Source organism: Streptomyces sp. NPDC026301, from assembly GCF_055567935.1.
In genome coordinates, this window is the sequence record NZ_JBVHPN010000001.1 from 674205 (window position 1) to 695168 (window position 20964).

19 protein-coding genes, 1 pseudogene and 1 riboswitch are annotated in these 20964 nt (G+C 71.1%); of the genes and pseudogenes, 8 read left to right on the plus strand and 12 right to left on the minus strand.

Annotated features, from left to right (window positions below):
• The first annotated feature begins 133 nt into the window (after positions 1 to 133).
• Entirely contained in the window at positions 134 to 499 is a 366-nt protein-coding gene (locus ACZ4MH_RS02935; protein WP_351593151.1) for a DUF4180 domain-containing protein, read from the plus strand.
• Positions 500 to 686: 187 nt separating this feature from the next.
• Here the strand turns inward: ACZ4MH_RS02935 and ACZ4MH_RS02940 are convergent, their stop codons facing one another.
• Positions 687 to 2018, minus strand: coding sequence for an aminotransferase class I/II-fold pyridoxal phosphate-dependent enzyme (locus ACZ4MH_RS02940; protein WP_351593154.1), 1332 nt, complete (start codon positions 2016 to 2018; stop codon positions 687 to 689).
• 37 nt (positions 2019 to 2055) lie between these two features.
• Here ACZ4MH_RS02940 and ACZ4MH_RS02945 point away from each other — a divergent pair, with 37 nt between their 5' ends.
• Entirely contained in the window at positions 2056 to 2811 is a 756-nt protein-coding gene (locus ACZ4MH_RS02945) for a pyridoxamine 5'-phosphate oxidase family protein (protein WP_351593157.1), read from the plus strand.
• Between the two features lie 8 nt (positions 2812 to 2819).
• On the plus strand, positions 2820 to 3461 hold the full coding sequence (locus ACZ4MH_RS02950; RefSeq protein WP_351593160.1) for an FMN-binding negative transcriptional regulator: 642 nt from the start codon (positions 2820 to 2822) through the stop codon (positions 3459 to 3461).
• 81 nt (positions 3462 to 3542) lie between these two features.
• Here the strand turns inward: ACZ4MH_RS02950 and ACZ4MH_RS02955 are convergent, their stop codons facing one another.
• Positions 3543 to 4571 (minus strand): EamA family transporter, encoded by a 1029-nt coding sequence (locus ACZ4MH_RS02955; protein WP_351593163.1) that lies wholly within the window; start codon positions 4569 to 4571, stop codon positions 3543 to 3545.
• 151 nt (positions 4572 to 4722) lie between these two features.
• On the minus strand, positions 4723 to 5286 hold the full coding sequence (locus ACZ4MH_RS02960) for a Clp protease N-terminal domain-containing protein (protein ID WP_351593166.1): 564 nt from the start codon (positions 5284 to 5286) through the stop codon (positions 4723 to 4725).
• A gap of 365 nt (positions 5287 to 5651) precedes the next feature.
• Between ACZ4MH_RS02960 and ACZ4MH_RS02965 the strand changes: the two genes are divergently transcribed.
• Positions 5652 to 6104, plus strand: a complete 453-nt coding sequence (locus tag ACZ4MH_RS02965) for a type II toxin-antitoxin system Rv0910 family toxin (RefSeq protein WP_351593169.1) — start codon at positions 5652 to 5654, stop codon at positions 6102 to 6104.
• Between the two features lie 145 nt (positions 6105 to 6249).
• Here the strand turns inward: ACZ4MH_RS02965 and ACZ4MH_RS02970 are convergent, their stop codons facing one another.
• Complete coding sequence (locus ACZ4MH_RS02970; RefSeq protein ID WP_351593171.1) at positions 6250 to 6846, minus strand: PadR family transcriptional regulator; 597 nt, start codon at positions 6844 to 6846, stop codon at positions 6250 to 6252.
• Positions 6847 to 7103: 257 nt separating this feature from the next.
• Between ACZ4MH_RS02970 and ACZ4MH_RS02975 the strand changes: the two genes are divergently transcribed.
• Positions 7104 to 7949 carry a PhzF family phenazine biosynthesis protein gene (locus ACZ4MH_RS02975; RefSeq protein WP_351593173.1) on the plus strand — a complete coding sequence of 282 codons (846 nt, stop codon included), beginning with the start codon at positions 7104 to 7106 and terminating at the stop codon, positions 7947 to 7949.
• 119 nt (positions 7950 to 8068) lie between these two features.
• Here ACZ4MH_RS02975 and ACZ4MH_RS02980 read toward each other — a convergent pair whose 3' ends face one another.
• Together ACZ4MH_RS02980 and ACZ4MH_RS02985 are read right to left on the minus strand one after the other, a co-directional pair.
• The gene (locus ACZ4MH_RS02980; RefSeq protein ID WP_351593176.1) at positions 8069 to 8863 is read right to left on the minus strand and encodes a CPBP family intramembrane glutamic endopeptidase; all 795 of its coding nucleotides are present in this window, start codon (positions 8861 to 8863) and stop codon (positions 8069 to 8071) included.
• A 306-nt stretch (positions 8864 to 9169) separates the two neighbouring features.
• Positions 9170 to 10672, minus strand: coding sequence for a glutamate-cysteine ligase family protein (locus tag ACZ4MH_RS02985; RefSeq protein WP_351593179.1), 1503 nt, complete (start codon positions 10670 to 10672; stop codon positions 9170 to 9172).
• 534 nt (positions 10673 to 11206) lie between these two features.
• Here ACZ4MH_RS02985 and ACZ4MH_RS02990 point away from each other — a divergent pair.
• The gene (locus ACZ4MH_RS02990) at positions 11207 to 11791 is read left to right on the plus strand and encodes a hypothetical protein (RefSeq protein WP_351593181.1); all 585 of its coding nucleotides are present in this window, start codon (positions 11207 to 11209) and stop codon (positions 11789 to 11791) included.
• A gap of 369 nt (positions 11792 to 12160) precedes the next feature.
• Complete coding sequence (locus ACZ4MH_RS02995; RefSeq protein ID WP_030263889.1) at positions 12161 to 12367, plus strand: DUF5999 family protein; 207 nt, start codon at positions 12161 to 12163, stop codon at positions 12365 to 12367.
• A 98-nt stretch (positions 12368 to 12465) separates the two neighbouring features.
• Here ACZ4MH_RS02995 and gcvP read toward each other — a convergent pair whose 3' ends face one another.
• A complete protein-coding gene (gene gcvP / locus ACZ4MH_RS03000) occupies positions 12466 to 15351 on the minus strand; it encodes an aminomethyl-transferring glycine dehydrogenase (RefSeq protein ID WP_351593184.1) in 2886 nt (961 codons plus the stop codon).
• 186 nt (positions 15352 to 15537) lie between these two features.
• Positions 15538 to 15635, minus strand: a riboswitch (glycine riboswitch).
• Between the two features lie 113 nt (positions 15636 to 15748).
• Between gcvP and ACZ4MH_RS03005 the strand changes: the two are divergent.
• Positions 15749 to 16156 (plus strand): annotated as a pseudogene (locus ACZ4MH_RS03005) (PRC-barrel domain-containing protein); the annotation flags it as partial.
• On the opposite strand, the gene ACZ4MH_RS03010 reads toward ACZ4MH_RS03005, so the two are convergent.
• The 5 genes from ACZ4MH_RS03010 to ACZ4MH_RS03030 form a co-directional block, all read right to left on the minus strand.
• Entirely contained in the window at positions 16042 to 17679 is a 1638-nt protein-coding gene (locus ACZ4MH_RS03010) for a DNA polymerase IV (protein WP_351593187.1), read from the minus strand. The pseudogene ACZ4MH_RS03005 and the gene ACZ4MH_RS03010 overlap by 115 nt on opposite strands.
• A 192-nt stretch (positions 17680 to 17871) precedes the next feature.
• Entirely contained in the window at positions 17872 to 18474 is a 603-nt protein-coding gene (locus ACZ4MH_RS03015; protein ID WP_467753883.1) for a MerR family transcriptional regulator, read from the minus strand.
• 219 nt (positions 18475 to 18693) lie between these two features.
• The gene (locus ACZ4MH_RS03020; protein WP_030263902.1) at positions 18694 to 19167 is read right to left on the minus strand and encodes a bifunctional nuclease family protein; all 474 of its coding nucleotides are present in this window, start codon (positions 19165 to 19167) and stop codon (positions 18694 to 18696) included.
• Positions 19168 to 19241: 74 nt separating this feature from the next.
• Positions 19242 to 19991, minus strand: a complete 750-nt coding sequence (gene ftsR, locus ACZ4MH_RS03025) for a transcriptional regulator FtsR (RefSeq protein WP_351593192.1) — start codon at positions 19989 to 19991, stop codon at positions 19242 to 19244.
• Positions 19992 to 20008: 17 nt separating this feature from the next.
• Complete coding sequence (locus ACZ4MH_RS03030) at positions 20009 to 20878, minus strand: FHA domain-containing protein (protein WP_467753886.1); 870 nt, start codon at positions 20876 to 20878, stop codon at positions 20009 to 20011.
• Positions 20879 to 20964: the final 86 nt, after the last annotated feature.

Here is a 20964-nt window from a genome sequence, read left to right on the forward strand (position 1 = left end):
CGCCCGCCACCGGCTCACCGGCCCACCGACCGAGCGACCTGGCGACCTGGCGACCTGGCGACCTGGCAATCGGCATCCACCGCCCGGACAATTACGTCGCCCACACCTCCATCTCCCGTTAGCCTCACTCCCTATGAGCACCCTGCTGACGATCCATGACGTGCCCGTCCTGATCTGCGCCTCCGAGGACGGGCAAGTCATCGCCGACGAACGCGATGTCCTGGATCTCATCGGCAACGCCAGCTACCAGGGCGCCCAGTGGGTCGTCATCCCCGCCGAGCGGCTCGACGAGCGGTTCTTCCAGCTGCGCACCCGCGTCGCCGGCGATATCGTCCAGAAGTTCGTCAACTACCGCATGGGCCTCGTCGTCCTCGGCAACATCTCGCGCCATACAGCGGCCAGTTCAGCTCTGCGGGACTTCATCCGGGAATGCAACCGCGGACGGCAGACCTGGTTCCTCACCGACCATGACGAACTCCAGCAGCGACTGAAGAACTAGAAGAACCGGCGGGCGCGACCGAACAATCCGGCAGCACCCTGCGGACCCGCAGCCGCCACAGCCCCCCAGCGGCCCCGGCCCGTCGCACCGGCCACTCGCACCGCACCGCCCGGCCGTACTGCCCAGCCGTACCGGCCACTCGTACCGCCCAGCCGTACCGGTCGGTCGTACCTGCCAGCCGTACCGGTCAGTCGTACCGGCGGGCCTCCCCCCGCAGGCACGCGGCCGCTATGGCCTCGGCGAGCGGCTCCGTGTCGCCGTGCGAGAGGGTGGACACGGTGATGCGTATGCCGGGCGAGGAGTCCATCCGGAACCGGGCTCCGGCCGCCACCGCCCAGCCGGCGTGCAGCAGTCGCGACACCGTGCCCGTCTCCTCGGGGACCGGCACCCACACGTTCATCCCGCTGCAGCCCTGCGCCGCGACGCCGCGGTCCGCCAGGGCCCGTATGAGATCGTCGCGGCGACGCCCATAGGACGCGGCCACCTCGCTCGGGTCCACGGCATCCGTCTGCCAGAGATGGATCAACGTGTCCTGGAGCAGATGACTGACCCACCCCGGGCCCAGGCGCTGCCGCCCGCGCACCCGGTCCACCGTGACGGCATCGCCGGTGAGGACCGCCAGCCGCAGGTCCGGCCCGTACGCCTTGGCCGTCGACCGCACCATGACCCAGTGGTCGGTCACCCCCGCCAGCGGATGCAGCGGGACGTCGACGATGTGATGGCCGTGGTCGTCCTCGATCAGCAGCACGGTCGGATACTCGGCCAGCAGCGACCGCAACTCCTCGGCGCGCGCCGCGCCCACCGCCGCTCCGGTCGGATTCTGCGCGCGGTCCGTGACGATCGCCGCCCGCACCCCGAGCGCCAAGGCCCGCTCCAGGTCCGTGGGCAGCGGCCCGTCCTCGTCCATCCCCACCGGGACGGGGCGCAGCCCCAGCGCCGGGATGAGATCCAGCAGGCTCCCCCAGCCGGGATCCTCGACCGCCACCGCGTCCCCGGGCCGGAGATGCGCGGCGAGCACCCGCTCGATGGCGTCGAGCGAGCCGGAGGTCACGGCGACCGGACCGGCCGGCACACCATCGGCATCCAGCGCGGCCCGCGCCCGGCCGGCCAGCTCCTCGTCGACCAAGGGCGCGCCGTACAGCGTCGGGCGGGCCGTGGCGCGGTCCGCGGCCGCGGCGAGCGCCGGCCCGAGCGCGGGGAGCAGCGCGGGGTCGGGATTGCCGTCGGACACATTCCGCACGCCCGGCGGCACCTCGACCCGGAGCGCCTCGCGCGGTGTACTCGTCGGCCGTGGACGCACCCGGGTGCCGCGTCGGCCCCCGGTCTCGACCACTCCGCGATCGCGCAGCGTCCGGTACGCGGACGCGACCGTATTGGGATTCACCTCTAGGTAGACGGCCAACTCCCGCATGGGGGGCAGGATTTCGCCTGGTAGGAGCTCGCCCGCACCGATGGCTCGCTCGACGCTGGCGGCAATTTCCGATGCGCGCCGCCCTTCGATCCGATACTCTCCTAGCACAAACTTGATTATGCACTAGAGCAATGGAGTTGGCAAGATGCCCGAGCCCGTGTCCTCCACAACGTCCGACGCCGGCCCCGAGTTCGCCACCGCCGCCGAGGCCGGTGCCGCCGCCAAGACCGGTGCCGGTGACGGCTCCCCCACCGCCTACGCCCCGAGCGGGCGCACGGTCCCGACGCGGTCCGCCGACCGCGCCGCGTACGACCACGACACCGTCCATTCCATCCTCGACGCCGGATACGTCTGCCACCTCGGCTTCGTGCGCGACGGCGCCCCGGTCGTCCTGCCCACGCTCTACGGCCGCGTCGGCAGCCGCCTCTACCTCCACGGCTCCACCGGCTCGCGGCCACTGCGGATGGCCGGCCAGGCGGATCCCGGCCTGGAGGTGTGCGTGACCGTCACCCACGTCGACGGCCTGGTCCTCGCCCGCTCCGCCTTCCATCACTCCATCAACTACCGCAGCGTCGTGGTGCACGGCACCGCCCACCAAGTCACCGACCCGGAGGAGAAGACCGCCGCACTCGACGCGCTCGTGAACCACGTACTGCCCGGGCGCGCCGCCGACTCCCGCCCCGGAAACACCAAGGAGCTGGCCGCCACGGCCGTCATCCGGCTCGACCTGACGGAGGTCTCCGCCAAGATCCGTACCGGCGGGCCGAACGACGAGCCCGAGGACCTCGCCCTCCCCCACTGGAGCGGCGTCATCCCGGTGACGCCCACATACGGCGCCCCTATACCGTCCGACGACCTGGCCCCCGGCGTCGCCCTGCCCGCCTACCTCCAGAACCTCTGAGGTCCGCCATGCTGATCCATCCCTGGGACGCGCCGTCCGACGACACCGAATGGCAGAGCTGGCTGGCCGGCCACGATTTCGGCCAGCTCGCGGGCAACGGCCTGCCCGGCGATCCGCCGTGGGTCCAGCCGCTGCACTTCGCGTACGACGCCGGGCACTACGAGGTGGTCACCCACCTCGCCCGCCCGAATCCCCTGTGGCCCGCGCTGGAGGCCGACCCTTCCGTCGTGCTCAGCGTCGTCGACGACTACACCTTCATACCCGGCCCCTGGCAGGCCACCGAGGACGTCCCGCCCGAGCACGGCGTGCCCACGAGCTTCTATGCGGCAGTCCAGCTCCGCTGCACAGCTCACATCGTGGACGACCCGGAGGAGAAGGCCGAGCTGCTGCGTCGCCAGATGGCGCACTTCCAGCCCGCGGGCGGGTCGGCCCCGGTGACAGCCGACGGCCCGCCGTACGGCCGCATGTTGTCGGGCATCCGCGCGCTGCGCCTCGAAGTGACGGAGGCGCGCGCGAAGTTCAAGTACGCCGGGAAGAAGAGCAGGGAGGTACAGGAACGCATCGCACAGCGACTGGCCGACCGCGACGGCCCCCGAGACGCCGCGGCCCGCTCCCACCAGCTGCGCCGCATGGCGGCGGGAGACCGCTGACGGGGAGATCACCGCGGTCGGCCGAGACCGGCTCGATGAGCGGATCGCGGGCGGGTGGCCGCCCGCGAGGCGACCGGCGCCTTACGTACCGGGCGTGCCCGCTGTACCGGCCGACAAGGCGGCTTCCTGGTGCGCCTCGTCATCGTGCTGCGACGCCACGTCCCGGGGCGCCTTGGGCGTGGTGGACTGCGCGATGAACGCACCGGTCAGCACCACCGCGCCGCCGATGATCTGCGGCGCGGACAGGTGCTCGCCCAGCAGCACCCAGGCCAGTACGGTGGCGATCACCGCCTCCAGGCACGCGACCACGCCTGCGACCTGCGGCGACAGCCGGCGGATGGAGATCACGCCGGTGAGGTAGGCGAGCACCGTCGCCAGCAGTACGAGCCACGCCAGGAGCAGCACGGCGGGAACACTCGTGCCGTTCATGTCCGCGCTGCCGACGAGCACCGACCAATCCATGGTCCAGGGGCGCGCGACCGCGGTCAGTACGACAGCGCCGAAGAGCAGGCCGTACGCAATCACGCCGAGCGGGTGGGTGGCGTCGTCGCCGTCGCCATCGCCGCCGTGGTCGGAGAGGACGAAGTACCCTACCTGGCAGCACGCCGCGCCCAGCGCGAGCGCCAGCCCGAACACGTCGAAGCTCAGCCCGGCCCACACCTCCACGACGCAGGCGAGGCCGCCGACGGCGAGGACGGCACCGGCCGCGGCGGCGCGGCTGACGGGCCGGCGCTGCACGAACCGCACCCAGCCCAGGACCAGGGCCGGTGCCAGGTACTCGATGAGCAGCGCGACGCCGACCGGGATCCGGGACAGCGCGGCGAAGTAACACGCCTGGACGCCCGCGACGGCGAGCAGTCCGAACCCCGCCAGCAGCGCGGGGCGGCGGCGCAACAGGGCGCGGTGGCGCCAGGCGACGGGCAGCATGACGAGCGCGGCGCCGGCACTCCGCAACCAGGTGACGTGCAACGGTTCCAGACCGGCTGCGATCAGTGGTTTGGCGGCCACGCCCGATCCGCCGAAGGCCAACGCCGACAGCAGGGCCAGACCGAGGCCGAAGCCTCTCCCCCTGCCCCTCTGGCTCGATTCCGTCCCCGAAGTCGCGTGCATCGGGCCATGATGACAGGGGGGGTCAGCAGCGTCATCACCGATACCCCTGTCGCGAGGCGGGGCAGCGGGGCTGAAGGGAGTACGAGGGTCAGAGGGCGGCGCAGTGGACGGTGCGGCGACGGTTCGGTGACGGCACCGCGCCGTGCGGGAATTACCGCTCGTCCTCCATCATCGCGTCCTCCATCATGGCGTCCTGCGTCTGCCCGTCCAGGCGTGCCGCGAGCTGCGCCGTGTCGATCGAGGCCCGGCGCAGTACCTCGACGGCACGGCATTCCGTGTCGTCCACGAGCGCGGCCAGCAGATCGAGGCATTCGGCATGGACGGCGTAGCGGGCGTGCGCGCGGTCCCGCGCGCCGTCCATGGCAGCCGCAGCAGCCGGTGACCAGCCCGGGACGCCGCCCTCGGCCACCATCGGCACCGCCCCGGAGTCCTCCACCGTGCCGTACCACTGCCGTCCGTAACCGATGCTGCGCTGGACGAGGTAGCCGAGGAGGCGTGCGATCCGGCCGCCCTCGGGGTCGACCATCTCCCGTACGGCGGGGTCGGATTCGAGGAGGCCGTGCAGGAGGTGAGCCGTGTCCACCTGCCGGTCCCCGTCGCGCGTGGCCCGCCTGCGGGCAGCCGACAGCACCGACGCGAGCTGAGCGGTCAGGCAAGCGTCGAGGTCCTCCGGCGACGGACCCCCTCCGCTGTTGTACGCAGTACGGTTTTGCACAGAACCCACCCCACCAGCCTCTTGCTACCGGAACATCCCCGGGAGGGAGCATTTGCGCATCCCACCGTGGTTGGGTACGCGAGAACGAAATCTCATCCCTACGGAGGATATGACCGGCGCGGGAGGGGTGATCAAGGCTGCGACAGAGGCACGGACGCGCGCCCCCTGCAGTACCTGATGGCCCATCAGTATTGAACCTTGCGCCTCCGGCGGCTACCTTCCGCGGCACCACTCAGGACTCGCCTGACCCCACGCACACTCGGACCCGTCCGGTTCCGAATCGAACCGGACCGGACCGGACGCTTCCCGGTCAGGCCCAGTCACCGACCGGACGGCCTCCCGGGCCGTCACCAAGGGGTGCCCGCATGGCCGATGTCACCGCCCAGGCACGCATAGAAGCACCGGCGGAGAAGATATGGGACCGCCTGACCGATTTCGACGGCTACGACCAGTGGAATGCCACCCACACCAGCTTCCCCGAAGGGGGTCCGGCGACGCTGGAGCCAGGGGTCAGCTACGCCGAGAACATGAAGCTCATGGGCTTTCCGGCCGAGGTGACCTGGACGGTACGGGCCGCGGAGCCCGCCCGCCTGCTCGACATTCAGGGCAAGGGCCCGATGGGCGTAACCCTCGGTATGCGGTATGCGCTCGTACCGGAGAGTGAGGCGACGGCCGGGGCGCGGGCCGGCACCACGACCGTACGGATCGACGGCTCGTTCACCGGCGCGGCCGTGTCGCTGATGGCCGGCAAGCTCAAGGACTCGGCGACGTCCGCACTCCAGGAGTCGCTCAGCAAACTCGCGCGACTGGTCACCTGATCACGAAAGCCGTGGCCGGCCTGTACACCGGCCGGCCACGGCTTCGCGCCCTCTTGCCTCGCCTTGGCGCCTTCCCGCCTCCCCTGTTCCCCGCGCTTCGAGCTTCGCGCTTCGAGCTTCGCGCTCGGGCACTCGCGGGCTTCGCTCACTCGTCCTCGGCGAGGATCAGGTAGAGCTCCTTCCGTGCTCGATTGACGACCGTGATCGCCTTCTCCCGCTGCTCGGGTGTCCCGGTCGCCCACACCTGCCGAAACGCTTCGACCAGGCCGCCGCCCGCCTTGCGGACCTCGTGCATCGCCTCCCAGTCCACGCCGCGGCCGGCTTCTTCCCAGGGGGCGTCCGAGCCGCTCTCCGCAGCCGTACGCCCCTCATCGGTGAGCTCGAACAGCTTCTTGCCGCCCTCGCTCCGGCTGGCGATCAGGCCCTCGTCCTCCAGGAGCTGAAGGGTCGGGTACACGGAGCCGGGACTCGGCTTCCACGTACCGCCGCTGCGCTCGGCGATCTCCTGGATCATCTCGTAACCGTGCATCGGACGGTCCTTGAGAAGCGCCAGGATCGAGGCGCGCACGTCACCACGCCGCGCCCGGCCGCGCGGGCCTCCCCGGCCCCGGCCGCCGCCGAACGGAGGCCCGCCGAAGGGCGGCCCGAACGGCCCGAAGGCGGCACGCCGCCCCTCGTACTCACCCCGGCCGCCGCCACCATGACGCCCGGCTCCCCAGTGTTCGTGTCCATGTGAACGCATTTTTACGTCACTCCCATCGTTGATCTGTCACGATGCTTCAACGATATATCGGAAGCGTTCGGTCGGCAAGGATCCGTTGGCAGGTTTTTGCCGGCGCGCCAGTGGCGGCGGGCCGGAACCCCTGGGAGTTCGGGGCGTGTTGGGCGTACGGTTCGGGAACTGGCTTGAGGGAAACAGTCCATTCGGTCCTCCAACCCAGGCCAATTTCCTGGAATTGGCCCTCGTTGGTGCCGATCTCCGGTGCTTAGGCTCGCGCCATGAGAATCCGAATCGTCGACGCGTTCACCGACCGCCCCTTCGCCGGCAACCCGGCGGGAGTCGTGCTGCTGGACGGCCCGTCCTTCCCCGACGAGTACTGGCTGCAGCAGGTGGCGGCCCAGGTGAACCTCTCCGAGACCGCGTTCGCGCTGCCGCTGCCGGACAGCGACGACGCCGACTGGGCGCTGCGCTGGCTCACTCCCGCCACCGAGGTCGACATGTGCGGCCACGCCACGCTCGCCACCGCGCACGTACTGCACTCCACCGGGACGGCCACCGGAACGGTCCGCTTCTCGACCCGCAGCGGCGTGCTGACCACCACGGCATCGGCCGACGGTTCCCTCACCATGGACTTCCCGACGGCGCCGCTCACCGCGGTACCCGTACCGCCGGGGCTGGCCGCCGCGCTCGGTACCGAGCCGGTCTCCACGTACGAGACCGGGCCGCAGGTGGGGGACCTGCTCGTGGAGGTGGCGGACGAGCGGACCGTACGCGAACTGTCTCCCGATCTCGCGGCGCTGACCCGGTTCGGCAGCCGGGGCGTGATCGCGACGGCGCGCGCCGAGGACCCGGACGGGGGCTACGACTTCGCCACGCGGTGCTTCTTCCGGGGCGTCGGCATCGACGAGGACCCCGTGACGGGGAGCGCGCACACCGCGCTCGCGCCCTTCTGGTCGCAGCGGCTGGGCCGCGACGAACTGACCGGCCTGCAGGGCTCCGCCCGTACCGGATTCGTGCGCACCGCACTGCGCGGCGACCGCACGCTGCTGACCGGCAGCGCGGTGACGGTCATCGACGGCGAACTGACGGAGGCGGCGCGGGCGGGGGCGTGGGCTGAGGGGTGAGGGGCAGGGATGGGGGTGGGGCAGCGGGAGGTAGGGGGCGGGGCGGGGCGGGGGGAATTTTTCTCGGCGGGCCTCTGGGGGGGGCTCCCCCCACCCCCACCCCACCTCCCCCAACCCCCTCACCCCGTAGGCAGCCACCCCACTCTCCCCGCCAGGAGGGCGTAGCCGGCGAACGCGATGATGTCGATGATGGCATGGGCGGCGACGAGGGGGGCGATTCGTCCACAGCGGCGGTAGATAAGTACGAAGAGTGCGCCCATCACCATGTTGCCGATGAAGCCGCCGATGCCCTGGTACAGGTGGTACGAGCCGCGGAGGACCGAGCTGGCCACGAGTGCGGCCATCGGTGACCATCCCAACTGGCCGAGGCGGCGCAGCAGGTAGCCGAGGACGATCACTTCTTCCAGTACGGCGTTCTGCAGCGCGGAGGCGATCAGCACCGGGAACTTCCACCACACGTCGGGCAGGGATTCCGGTACGACGGTGAGGTTGGCCCCGGCCGCCCTGGCCCCCAGGTAGAGCAGCAGACCGCTGCCCCCGATGCCGGCCGCCACCACGAGTCCCCACCCGAGGTCGAAGCCGGGGCGCCGGCGGTCGAACCCGAGGGCGCGCAGGCCGCCCGCGCGCTCTCTGAGCAGCAGGTGGGCGACGAGCAGTACGGGTACCAGCGCGGTGGCGATCCCGAAGAGCTGCCAGGCGAGATCCAGCCATGGGCGGCCGGGCGCCTGCGAGCTGTTGAGGTTCGCCGCCTGGTCCTTCAGGCCGCCGGGCTTGGTGAGTGATCCCGCGAAGCTGATGAGGGCGGACACCGCGCTGGCGCCGACGGAGAGCGCGAGGACGATCAGCGTCTCGCTTCTCAGTGTGCTGCGGGCGAGGCTGCCGGGCGGGTCCTCGTCGGGGAGAGATTCAGCCACGGGGTGCACTTCGGACTGCACGCCTGCCTCCAGTTCCGCGATAGCGCCGGTACGCCTCCACTGCCCCGCCAGGGTCTCAGGTCTCGAACAGCAGGTACGAAGATCGCGCGCGACAAGCCGAGTACGCGAGTACGGGCGCCATCCGCGTGGAGGAGATCACAGCTTGCCCGAAGGGCCGCAGGCCGCCAGCACGGGGGGGCCGCGCTCCGGACGGCCAGGGAGTGGGGGCGTACGGCCAGGCTCGTACGCCCCCTCCTCACCTCACACAGCCCTCACATACAGAGCTGCCCCTAAAGCCGCCATCCCCTACACAACCCCCTCCAACGGCCACTCATGCACCGGCTGTCCCTCATGCATCAGTTCGCTGTACCGCCGGGTCATCGCGGCCAGGGCTTCCTCGCGGTCCAGGCCGGTCTGCAGAGCACGGTGGAAGGCAGTGGCCTGCCAGGAGGCGCCGTTGACGCGGCGTCGGCAGCGGGCCTCGATGACGCCGAGGTAGTGGTCCCGGTCGGCCGGCGCCACGCCCCAGCCGTCCAGTCCGGCGGCGGCCATCGGCAGCAGTTCCTGGAGGACGAGGCGTACGGCGGGGATCTGGGCGATGCCACCGGAGCGACCGGGGCGCGGCCATTGGAGGGCGGCGTCGATGCCGTAGCGGCAGGCGGTGTCGAAGTTCTCGGCGGCGGCAGCGAACGGCAGCCGGGTCCAGATGGGCCGGGGTTCGTCGGCCAGGGCCCGCACGAGGCCGTAGTAGAAGGCGGCGTTGGCGATGACGTCGGTCACTGTGGGGCCGGCCGGCAGCACGCGGTTCTCGACGCGGAGGTGGGGGACGCCTTCGGTGACGGCGTAGACGGGGCGGTTCCAGCGGTAGACCGTGCCGTTGTGCAGGACGAGTTCGGAGAGCTCCGGCACGCCGCCCTTCTCCAGTACGGCGAGCGGGTCCTCCTCGCCGCACTTGGGCAGCAGCGGGGGGAAGTAGCGGACGTTCTCCTCGAAGAGGTCGTGCGCCGACTCCACCCAGCGCTCGCCGAACCAGGTGCGCGGGCGGACACCCTGGGTCTGGAGTTCGGGCGGGCGGGTGTCGGTGGACTGCTGGAAGACGGGGGGCCGGGACTCGCGCCACAGTTCGCGGCCGAAGAGGAAGGGCGAGTTGGCGCCGATGGCGACCTGGACGGCGGTCAGCGCCTGGGCGGCGTTCCATACGGGGGCGAAGCGCTCGGGGGTGACCTGGAGGTGCAGTTGTACGGAGGTGCAGGCGGCTTCGGGGGCGATGGAGGGTGAGGTGGCGGTGAGCCGCTCCACCCCTTCGATGTCGATCTCGAAGTCCTCGCCGCGTGCGGCCCGCATCTCGTTGTTGAGGAGTGTGTAGCGGTCGGCCTCGGAGAGGTTCGACGAGACCAGGTCCGCGGCGGTGAGCGTGGGCAGAATGCCGATCATCACGATACGGGCGGCGACCTCGCGGGCCTTGCGGTCGGCGTAGGCGAGGCCGGTGCGCAGTTCTTCGGCGAGCTGGTCCAGCACGCGCCCGGAGAGGCGGTGCGGCAGGATATTGACTTCAAGATTGAACTGGGCGAGCTCGGTCTGGAAATCCCGGCTGGCGATGCGCTCCAGCACCTCGGAGTTCATCATCCGGGGCATGCCGTCGGCGCTGGCAAGATTCAATTCTATCTCTAGGCCCATGAGGTTCTTCGGGCGGTCGAAGCGCTTCTCGTCCAGCAGCCTCGCCAAACTCTCCAGGCACTCGCTCAACCTTCTTCGATAACGCTGCCGGTCGTCGTGCTCAATTTCACCGGCCGTGACCTTCTCCCCCATCGAAGCGTCCCTCCTGGCGTGGCCGGCCCGCGGCTGCGGGCCCGTGCGGTCGATGATGCCCGGCAATCGGTTCGATAACGCCTCGGGGGGCCGGGTGCCCCCGATAGGCTGGGGAGGGCAAGCCGAATGGCACATTCCGAGGGCATACCGAGGGGGCCCGGGCCCCCTGCATTGGCCCTGTTCCAAAGCACGATGACATCAGGCCGACCGCGTCGCCGGGGTAATCCGAGGTCCGCGGACCGGCGGGGTGCATAATTGCATCGAAAACACCGTGGAGAACGGGCCGTAATACGACTTGCCAAAAATCTCCGTCAGCGGTAGCCGAAACAAGCACTGAACACCTGTCGTATAAACTTCGTGGACGAGGCAGAGAGTTGGCGCCCAGCTAGCGGGGCATTTCCGAGGCTGAGGCACAGCGGCTGACACCCCCGCCGGGCCATGGCCCCGGTCGGCCACGCTCTGCTCCCGTCTGCTGACAGCGCCGTCCGCACTTGCCCAGCACCACCGTGTCTCCCAAGTGAGAGGCGACCCACCATGCCGCTGCATGTACCCCCTGCTCCCGCTCCCGCCCTGCGCAGCGTCCTCACCGCCCTCGGTTCTCCTGCCGCCGTACGTGAGGCCCCGACCCCCGCCCTCCGTGTCCACCAAGGGCCCCTGCGTCCCGAACGCCCCCTGCCCGTCCATGTACTCGACGACGTCTCCCGTCGCGGCACCCCGCGTACCCGCCTGACCGGCTGGCGATTCCTCATCCGCGGCGGCGAGCATGCGCTGGCCACTGCGGACGCCATGCTCACGCCGGACGGCTGGGCGTTCTCGCACTTCGGCGAGGGTCCGTACGTGTCCGCGATCGAACGGGCGCTGCACCAGGCCGAATCCGTGCCCACGGCGTACCAGCCACGGCTGCTGTCCGTACCGGAGCTGTACATGCTCACGCTGTGGCTGCACGAGGACATCACGGCGGACGGTGCCGAAGGCTGCCCGGCGGCGGGGGACCTGCTGGTCCCACTCGCCCCGGCTCCTCCCGGCATCGCCGCCCACCGGCCGCACCGTGTCGCCGAGCTCCTGTCCCGCCTCACGCTCCGCCTCACGCCCGCGTCCCTGCTGGGCTCGCCGGCCTAGGGTCCCGGGACGCGGCGTCCCTCGAAGCGCCGTGTGCCGGGTGGGTACCGATTCGCCGGAGTGCGCCCCGCGGTTCTCCTCACCGCGGGGCGCACTGCTGTCCCGCGCTCCCCCGAACGCACCGTTCCGCCGGGTGACTAGCCCACAATGACCAGTCAGGACCACCCAGAGGTGCGGTACAAGAAGCGGCAACCGCCCGCACGGGTGATGCGTCTTCATCCAGTAAGTACTGCTGCTGCGAAATCCCTGCGGAATCACGCCCGTAGGGCAACACTGGGAGCGAACTACCGAACGGGGGGAGCGGCGATGAACCGTGCATCGAGCCGCAGGAAGACGTCCACCACCACACCGCAGCGAAAGACAGCATCCATGTGCCAGCACCAGCCACCGTGTCCGTCAGCAGAATCAGCCGACCGGGAGGCCGCCCATCTTGTGGCGCACCACCCGGAGCAGGGCTGGAGCCTGTTGTGCAACGGCGTCCTCCTCTTCGAGGACACCGGTGAGCTCCTGCCGGACGGGCAGGTCATCGACCCGCACCGGCCGATGGGCACCGGGCAGGTCGTCACCGCGGCCTGACGCGGTGAGCGGGAACGAGCAGGGCCCCCGGCGGAGATCGCCGAGGGCCCTTTGGTATGTCGGCGCCCGTCCCGAACGGCACGGGCGCCGGACGGCCGTCAGCCGTCGTAGTCCTCCAGCGGCGGGCAGGAGCACACGAGGTTGCGGTCGCCGAAGGCACCGTCGACGCGGCGCACCGGCGGCCAGTACTTCGCCGCGGCGTCCACGCCGGCCGGGTGCACGGCTTCCTCACGGGTGTACGGGTGGGTCCACTCGCCGGTGAGGGAGGCGGCGGTGTGCGGGGCGTTGCGCAGCGGGTTGTCTTCCTTGTCCCACTCCCCCGTGCCGACCTTCTCGACCTCCGCGCGGATGGCGATCATCGCGTCGCAGAAACGGTCCAGTTCGGCGAGGTCCTCGCTCTCGGTCGGCTCGATCATGAGCGTGCCGGCCACGGGGAAGGACATCGTCGGCGCGTGGAAGCCGTAGTCGATCAGGCGCTTGGCGACGTCGTCGATGCTGACGCCGGTGGCCTTGGTCAGCGGCCGTACGTCGATGATGCACTCGTGCGCGACCAGGCCGCCGGGGCCGGTGTAGAGCACGGGGTAGTGCGGCTCCAGGCGCTTGGCGATGTAGTTGGCGGACAGCACCGCGACCTGGGTGGCGTGCTTGAGGCCCTCGCCGCCCATGAGGCGGACGTACGCCCAGGAGATCGGCAGAATGCCGGCCGAGCCCCAGGGCGCCGCGGAGATCGGGCCGACGCCGGTCTCGGGTCCCGCGGTGGGCTGCAGCGGGTGGTTGGGGAGGTACGGCGCGAGGTGCGCGCGCACGCCGACCGGGCCGACGCCGGGGCCGCCGCCACCGTGCGGGATGCAGAAGGTCTTGTGCAGGTTCAGGTGCGAGACGTCGCCGCCGAACTTGCCCGGCTCGGCGACGCCGACCAGCGCGTTGAGGTTGGCGCCGTCGACGTAGACCTGGCCGCCCGCGTCGTGCACGGCCGCGCAGATCTGGGTGATGTGCTCCTCGAACACGCCGTGCGTGGACGGGTAGGTGACCATCAGGACGGCCAGCTCGTCACGGTACTGCTCGATCTTGGCGTGCAGGTCGTCGGTGTCGACCTCGCCGTCCTCGCCGGTCTTGACGACGACGACCTTCATGCCGGCCATCACGGCGCTGGCGGCGTTGGTGCCGTGCGCGGAGGACGGGATGAGGCAGACGGTGCGCTGCTCGTCACCGTTGGCGCGGTGGTACGCGCGCACCGCCAGCAGGCCCGCGAGCTCGCCCTGCGAACCGGCGTTGGGCTGGAGGGAGACCTTGTCGTAGCCGGTGACGACGGCGAGGCGCTCCTCCAGCTCCTGGATGAGGGTGAGGTAACCCTGCGCCTGGTCGACCGGCGCGAAGGGGTGCAGCTGACCGAACTGCGGCCAGGTCACCGGCTCCATCTCGGTGGTCGCGTTCAGCTTCATCGTGCAGGAGCCGAGCGGGATCATGCCGCGGTCCAGCGCGTAGTCGCGGTCGGCGAGGGTGCGCAGGTAGCGCAGCATCGCGGTCTCGGAGCGGTGCTGGTGGAAGACCGGGTGGGCGAGGTAGTCGTCGCCGCGCAGCAGGGACTCGGGCAGCGCGTCGGCGGCGGCCGCGTCCAGCTGCTCGATGTCGCCCTGGACGCCGAAGGCGCCGAGCACGGCGGTGAGCTGGGCGCGCCCGGTGGTCTCGTCGCAGGCGATGCCGACGAGGTCGGCGTCGACGTGGCGGAGGTTGACGCCGGCCTCGCGGGCGGCGGCGACGATCTCGGCGGCGCGGCCGGGGACCCGCGCGGTGAGGGTGTCGAAGTACGTGCCGTGCACGACGTCGATGCCGCCGGCGCGCAGGCCCTCGGCGAGGACGGCGGCGTAGCGGTGGGTGCGGCGGGCGATCGCGGCCAGGCCCTCGGGGCCGTGGTAGACGGCGTACATGCCGGCCATGACGGCGAGGAGGACCTGCGCGGTGCAGATGTTGCTGGTGGCCTTCTCGCGGCGGATGTGCTGCTCGCGGGTCTGCAGGGCCAGGCGGTACGCCTTGTTTCCGTCGGCGTCGACGGAGACGCCGACCAGGCGGCCGGGGAGGCTGCGGGCGAACTTCTCGCGGACGGCCATGAAGCCGGCGTGCGGGCCGCCGAAGCCCATCGGCACACCGAAGCGCTGCGTCGTGCCGACCGCGATGTCGGCGCCGAGCTCGCCGGGCGAGGTGAGGAGGGTCAGGGCCAGGAGGTCGGCGGCGACGGTCACGATCGCGCCAAGTTCGTGAGCCTGTTCGATGAGCGCGCGGGGGTCGCGGACCGCGCCGGACGCGCCGGGGTACTGCAGCAGGACGCCGAAGACGCCGCGCTCGGCGATCTCGGCGGGGATGCCGTCGCTCAGGTCGGCGACGACGACCTCGACGCCGGTGGGCTCGGCGCGGGTCTCTATGACGGCGACGGTCTGCGGCAGACAGTCGGCGTCGACGAGGAAGACGCCCTTCTTGACCTTGCCGACGCGACGGGAGAGCGCCATGGCCTCGGCGGCCGCGGTGCCCTCGTCGAGCAGCGAGGCGCCGGAGGTGGGCAGCCCGGTGAGGTCGGCGACCATGGTCTGGAAGTTCAGCAGGGCTTCGAGGCGGCCCTGCGAGATCTCCGGCTGGTACGGGGTGTACGCGGTGTACCAGGCCGGGTTCTCCATGACGTTGCGCAGGATGACCGGCGGCGTGAACGTGCCGTAGTAGCCCAGGCCGATCATGGAGGACAGCACGTGGTTGCGGTCGGCGAGCGCCCGCAGCTCGTCCAGGACCTCCGCTTCGGTACGGCCCTGGGGCAGGTCCAGCGCCTCGGCGCTCTTGATCACGTCAGGGACGGCGGCCGCGGTCAGTTCGTCCAGCGAGCCGAAGCCGATGTGCGCGAGCATTTTCGCCTGGGCCGCCTGGTCGGGGCCGATGTGGCGCTGCTCGAAGGGGGTGCCGCGCTCCAACTCGGTCAACGAGATGCGGTGAGTGGTCATCTGCGGGGGCCTCCTGGTCTCTGGGACCTACGAGGGCACCACGGCGCTGGTGCCCGGACGGCCTCCCCCTCTGTCATCTCAACCTGAGAGCTTCACCGGAACGCACGCGGCGTCCGGTTTTCACCGTCGGTGAGGAGGGGCTCCGGTACTGCACTGTCCGTGGCCCGCCCTGCTTTCCAGAGTGATCTCGTCCGCGCGGTACGTGTGCCTGAGAGATTCCGGGGAGGAGTTGCTCCTTCGGCGCCTCCGGCCCGGGGGTCGGAGAGCTCTCCCGCACGGGGTCATCGATCGCTGACCAGCCTACCAGCGCGACTGCTCGGCATCCCTCGAGTGGCCAGGGTGGGAAATGTGCCGTTTCGTAGGGTGCACAGGGCAGTTCCGGCAGGTAGGAGGAACCGTGCAGACCGATATCGATCCCCGCAGTCTGATCGGCCGCAAGGCGTTCGACCGGCACGGCACCAAGATCGGCACCATCGACGAGGTGTACCTGGACGACGCGACCGGCGAGCCGGAGTGGGCGGCGGTCCGCACGGGGCTCTTCAGCCGGGACGCGTTCGTGCCGCTGGAGCCGAGCCGGCTGGTCGACGAGGCGCTGCACGTGCCGTACGAGCGGAAGCTGATCAAGGACGCGCCGGACTTCGGGGTGGGCCGGCACCTCTCGCCCGAGCAGGAACTGCAGCTCTACCACCACTACCGGCTGGATATCTCCGCCACGGACGCGGAGCTCGCCGGGGAGGACGTCGCCGGCCGCCCGGCAGCCGGGTCCGCCGACCGGGACTTCGGCCGGATAGCGGGCTCGCCGGAGGACTGAGCGCCGGGCGGATCCACGGCTGTCGGTGCGTCCACGGCTGTCGGTGCGTCCACGGCTGTCGGTGCAGGAGGACCCGCGGCTGCCGGCGCGAGCGGATCCGAGGCTATGGGCGGATGTGCGCCGTCATCGGCCGCGGGCGGAGCGTCCGGCCCGCCGCCCACCAGGGGCAGCGCCTCCCCCGGCGTCAGCGCAGGGTCGTCCACCAGGAACGTCCGCACCCGTCCCGGCGCGGACCAGGGCTGCTCGAACCGTACGGTGACCCGCCCCAGGCCGCTTCCCTGGACCCATCCGGGGCCGTACTCGGCGTGGACCACGTCCAGGCCCGGCAGCCACTTCCTGGGCCGCTCAGCGGCCTCCTGGGCCTCTTCCGCCCCATCGGCCCCTGCCGTCCCGGCTGCCGCCCTGGCCTCCTCGACGAGCCGGGCCTCCTCGGCCGCCCGCTCCGTCGCCACCTGCGCGAAGAGGTCCTCCTGCGTGAAGTCGGCGAGGCCGGTCACCCCGACGCCGAGCAGCCGCACCCCGCCCGTCGTGTCGATCAGGTCCAGCAGCCGCCCCGCCGCCTCCCGCACCACCGCCGGGTCGTCCGTCGGCCCGCGCTGCGTCTCGGACCGGGTCAGCGTGGAGAAGTCGTAGTTGCGGACCTTCAGCACGACCGTACGGCCCGAGCGCCCGGCCGCGCGCAGCCGCTGCACGCACCGGTCCGCCAGCCGCATCACCTCGGCGCGGACTCTCGTACGGTCGGTGAGGTCCACCTCGAAGGTGTCCTCGACGGAGACCGATTTGGCGTCCCGCTCCGCGACCACGGGCCGGTCGTCCCGGCCGAGCGCCATCGCGTACAGCCCCGCGCCGTGCGCCCGCCCCAGCAGTCGCACCAGCTCCGCCTCGCCGGCCTCGGCGGTCTCCGCGACCGTGTGGATCCCCGCCTTGCGCAGCGCCTCGGCCGTGGCCGGGCCGACGCCCGGCAGCGTCCGCACGGTCATCGGCCCGAGCAGCTCGCGCTCGGTGCCCGGCTCGATCAGCACCAGGCCGTCCGGCTTGGCCTGCTCGGACGCGATCTTCGCGAGCATTTTCGCGCCCGCGAGCCCCACCGAGCCGGTCAGTCCCGTGACCGCCAGGATGTCGCGGCGCAGCCGCTCCCCCACCGCACGGGCCGACGCGGCGTCGTCGGCGACCCCGCCGGCCTCCAGATCCACGAACGCCTCGTCCAGGCTCAGCGGCTCCACCAGCGGCGACAGCTCGTGCAGCAGCGCCATCACCTTTTCGCTCACCTGGCGGTAGACGTGGAAGCGGGGCGTGAGGTAGGCGGCGTTGGGACAGAGGCGGCGGGCCTGGGCCGTGGGCATGGCCGAGCGGACGCCGAAGACGCGGGCCTCGTACGACGCAGTGGAGACGACGCCGCGCCCGCCGATGCCGCCCACCACCACGGGCTTCCCGCGCAGGCTGGGCTTGGCCGCCTGCTCGGCGGCCGCGAAGAACGCATCCATGTCCAGATGCAGGATCGTCGGCGCACGTCTCACGTCACTGATGGTGCCGTACGCCACTGACAATCGGCCTCGCGGCGGGCCGGGAGCGCTCCGGCGGGAGCCCCGCACCGGCTTCCGCGCGAGCTGTAGGACTGCTCATGACTGCTCTCGCGCCCCGCGTCGTACCGTGCGCCTGCACCGGCTCCGTACCGTGCGTCCGCCCCCGCGCCGTACCGCCAGGGCGCTCTAGACCGCGCGGTTCCTCCGCCGGGCCAGCTCGTCGTGGGGATTGTGGCCGATGAGGGTCTCCCCGGTGTCCACGCGCTCTCCGTGCAGCTGGGACAGTCCGGCCTCCACGTCCCGCCAGACCACGCCGACGGCGATGCCGAAGACGCCCTGGCCACCCTGGAGCAGATCGACGACCTCGTCGGGCGAGGTGCATTCGTACACCGTCGCGCCGTCGCTCATCAGCGTCATCTGCGCCAGATCGGACAGGTCGCGGGAGGCGAGGTGCTGCACGGCCGTGCGGATGTTCTGCAGCGAGACGCCGGTGTCCAGCAGCCGCTTGACGATCTTCAGGACGACGACGTCCCGGAAGCTGTAGAGCCGCTGGGTGCCCGAGCCGTAGGCCGGCCGCACGCTGGGCTCGACCAGTCCCGTACGCGCCCAGTAGTCCAGCTGCCGGTAAGTGATCCCCGCGGCGGCACATGCCGTCGGCCCTCGGTACCCGACCGTGTCGCTGCCCGGGCCGGCCGGCTTCCCGGCGGCCTGTGCCGGGGCACGATTCGCCGCGCCACTGTGAAGCGGCAATGCCCCTCCCGCCGCCGTACCGTCGCCGGTGATTGCCACGCCGACCTCCGTCCTTCACGTCCCGGACGGGACCTGCCTTATCGACGGTATGCAGTCACTCGGGGTGCGTCAACGATCGCCGCGCTCGCCACGCCGAGTGATAATCACCCTACGAGTGGTTTCACGTGACTTTATGCGGGGAATGTCTGGTGGGTTGTGCGCCGGGTGTGCGGCCGTGCGCCCCGCTCGCTCTCTGACGGCGCAGCGCCCCCTGCGGCCTTACTGGCTGTTGGTGCCGAAGTCCTCGGGCGAGATCTGGTCGAGGAACTCGCGGAACTTCTCCACCTCGTCCTCCTGCTCGTCCGGGATCGCGATGCCGGCATCGTCCAGCACCCCGTCGGTCCCGTAGATCGGCGTACCCGTGCGCAGCGCCAGCGCTATGGCGTCGGACGGGCGGGCGCTGACCTCCACGCCGCTGGCGAAAACCAGCTCGGCGTAGAAGACGCCTTCCCGCAGGTCCGTGATGCGCACCTGGGACAGCTCCTGACCCACCGCCTCCAGCACGTCCTTGAACAGGTCGTGCGTCAGCGGCCGGGCAGGGGCCATGCCCTGCTGGGCGAAGGCGATGGCGGTCGCCTCGCCCGGCCCGATCCAAATGGGCAGGTAGCGGTCGCCCCCCACCTCGCGCAGCAGCACGATCGGTTGGTTGGAAGGCATTTCCACCCGGACACCCACGACGTCGAGCTCGTTCACACAGCAACCCTAGGACGTGCCCGGCCGGTTTGGGTAGTCGGGCACCCCCTCGGCGGGGGTGACCGCACCCAAGGTCACGGCAGCCGGACGTGGAGGGCGGCCTGGACCAAGGCCGCATGAAGTCGTACGGAGAGCGTGGCCAGCTCCCTGGCCGTGGCCTCCGCATGGGCCCTGGTCTGCGGGTTGCGGTGCCGCTTCAGCGGCGCCACGACCTGCTCGATCAGGCCCGCCTCGCGCTCCGCCGCGGCCTTCACCGCCCGCAGATGACGCGCTTCCAGGCCGAAGCGGCCGAGCTCGGCGACGAGCTTGGCGACCGCGACGGCTTCGATGCCGTACCCGCCGTCGGACGCCGGGGCGAGCAGACCGTACGCCTCCCAGTCCGCGAGCTCGGACTCGTCCACCTCAGTGGCGGCCAGCAGCTCGTCGCGGCCGATCCGGGCGGCCGTCGGATGCTCACCGGACGGCTCCTGTACACCGTCCAGGAACTCCCTGGGCGCCGAGGCGGGCGCCGGGAGCTGCACGTCTTCACCCCGCGCCACGGCGTCCAGGTGCTCACGGATGACCTTCAGCGGCAGGTAGTGGTCGCGCTGCATCCGCAGCACGCCCGCCAGCCGCTCGACGTCCTCCGTGCTGAACTTGCGGTACCCGGACGGCGTACGCTGCGGCTCGACCAGGCCCTCCGACTCCAGGAATCGGATCTTGGAGATCGTGACCTCGGGGAATTCGTCGCGCAGCAGATTGAGCACCGTACCGATGCTCACCAGCTCGCCGCCCGCGGCGGCGGTGCCGGAGGAACCGACACCGCCGGACGGTGTGTGGTGCATGTGCCTTCCCTGGCCGGTCAGATGCCGACGCCCCGCTGGCTCGCGTAGAAGACCAGGCGGAACTTGCCGATCTGCACCTCGTCGCCGTTCGCCAGCGGAACGGAGTCGATCCGCTCGCGGTTGACGTAGGTGCCGTTCAAGCTGCCGACGTCGGCGACGGTGAAGCCGCCGTCCTGGCCGCGGCGGAACTCCACATGGCTGCGGGAGACCGTCACGTCGTCCAGAAAAATGTCACTCTGCGGATGGCGGCCCGCCGTGGTCAGGTCACCGTCCAGCAGGAAACGGCTGCCGGAATTGGGACCCCGGCGCACGACGAGGAGCGCGGAGCCGAGCGGCAGCGCGTCCACGGCGGCCTGGGCCTCGGGGGACAGCGAAGGCATCGGGGTCTGCCCCGTCGCCTCCGCGTCATACGCCTCGATACCCGAAATGGAGATGGTCGAGGTCGTCTCGGAGGGACGCTCGGCCTGCCCACCGGCGCGCAGCGGCGCGCCGCAGTTGGAGCAGAACCGGCTCGCCTCGGCATTGCGGTGCCCGCACCTCGTACAAACCGGCAAGGCGGACCCTCCACCCGTAGCGGCTGATGGTTCCTGGAAACCTATGGGGCCGGACGCGGCAGGGTCAACAGAACCGGGCTGCTGACCACCGGAAGTACCACCGGCCGGGCCGGCCACCTCGTCACGGAAGAGCGGACGCTCCTCATTGGCCGCCGGCTCACCTGACTGCCGTGGCGCGGCGTGCCGCGCAGAGGCGTTGCCGCCGTCCTTGCGGTCACTCTTGCCGAACAGCTTCGCAAAAAAACTCACGGGCGATTCCCCTTGAACGAAACAGACCCGCCCGTGGGGCAGGACGAACCCTCGATGCACACACCGGCCGATCCGGACATCCATTCAACGTCCGAGGCCTTCACACAGTTTCCACCACGCACCACTTGTGCGGTGCGCCGACCCCCGGCTACCTCATGCCCCGTCGCACG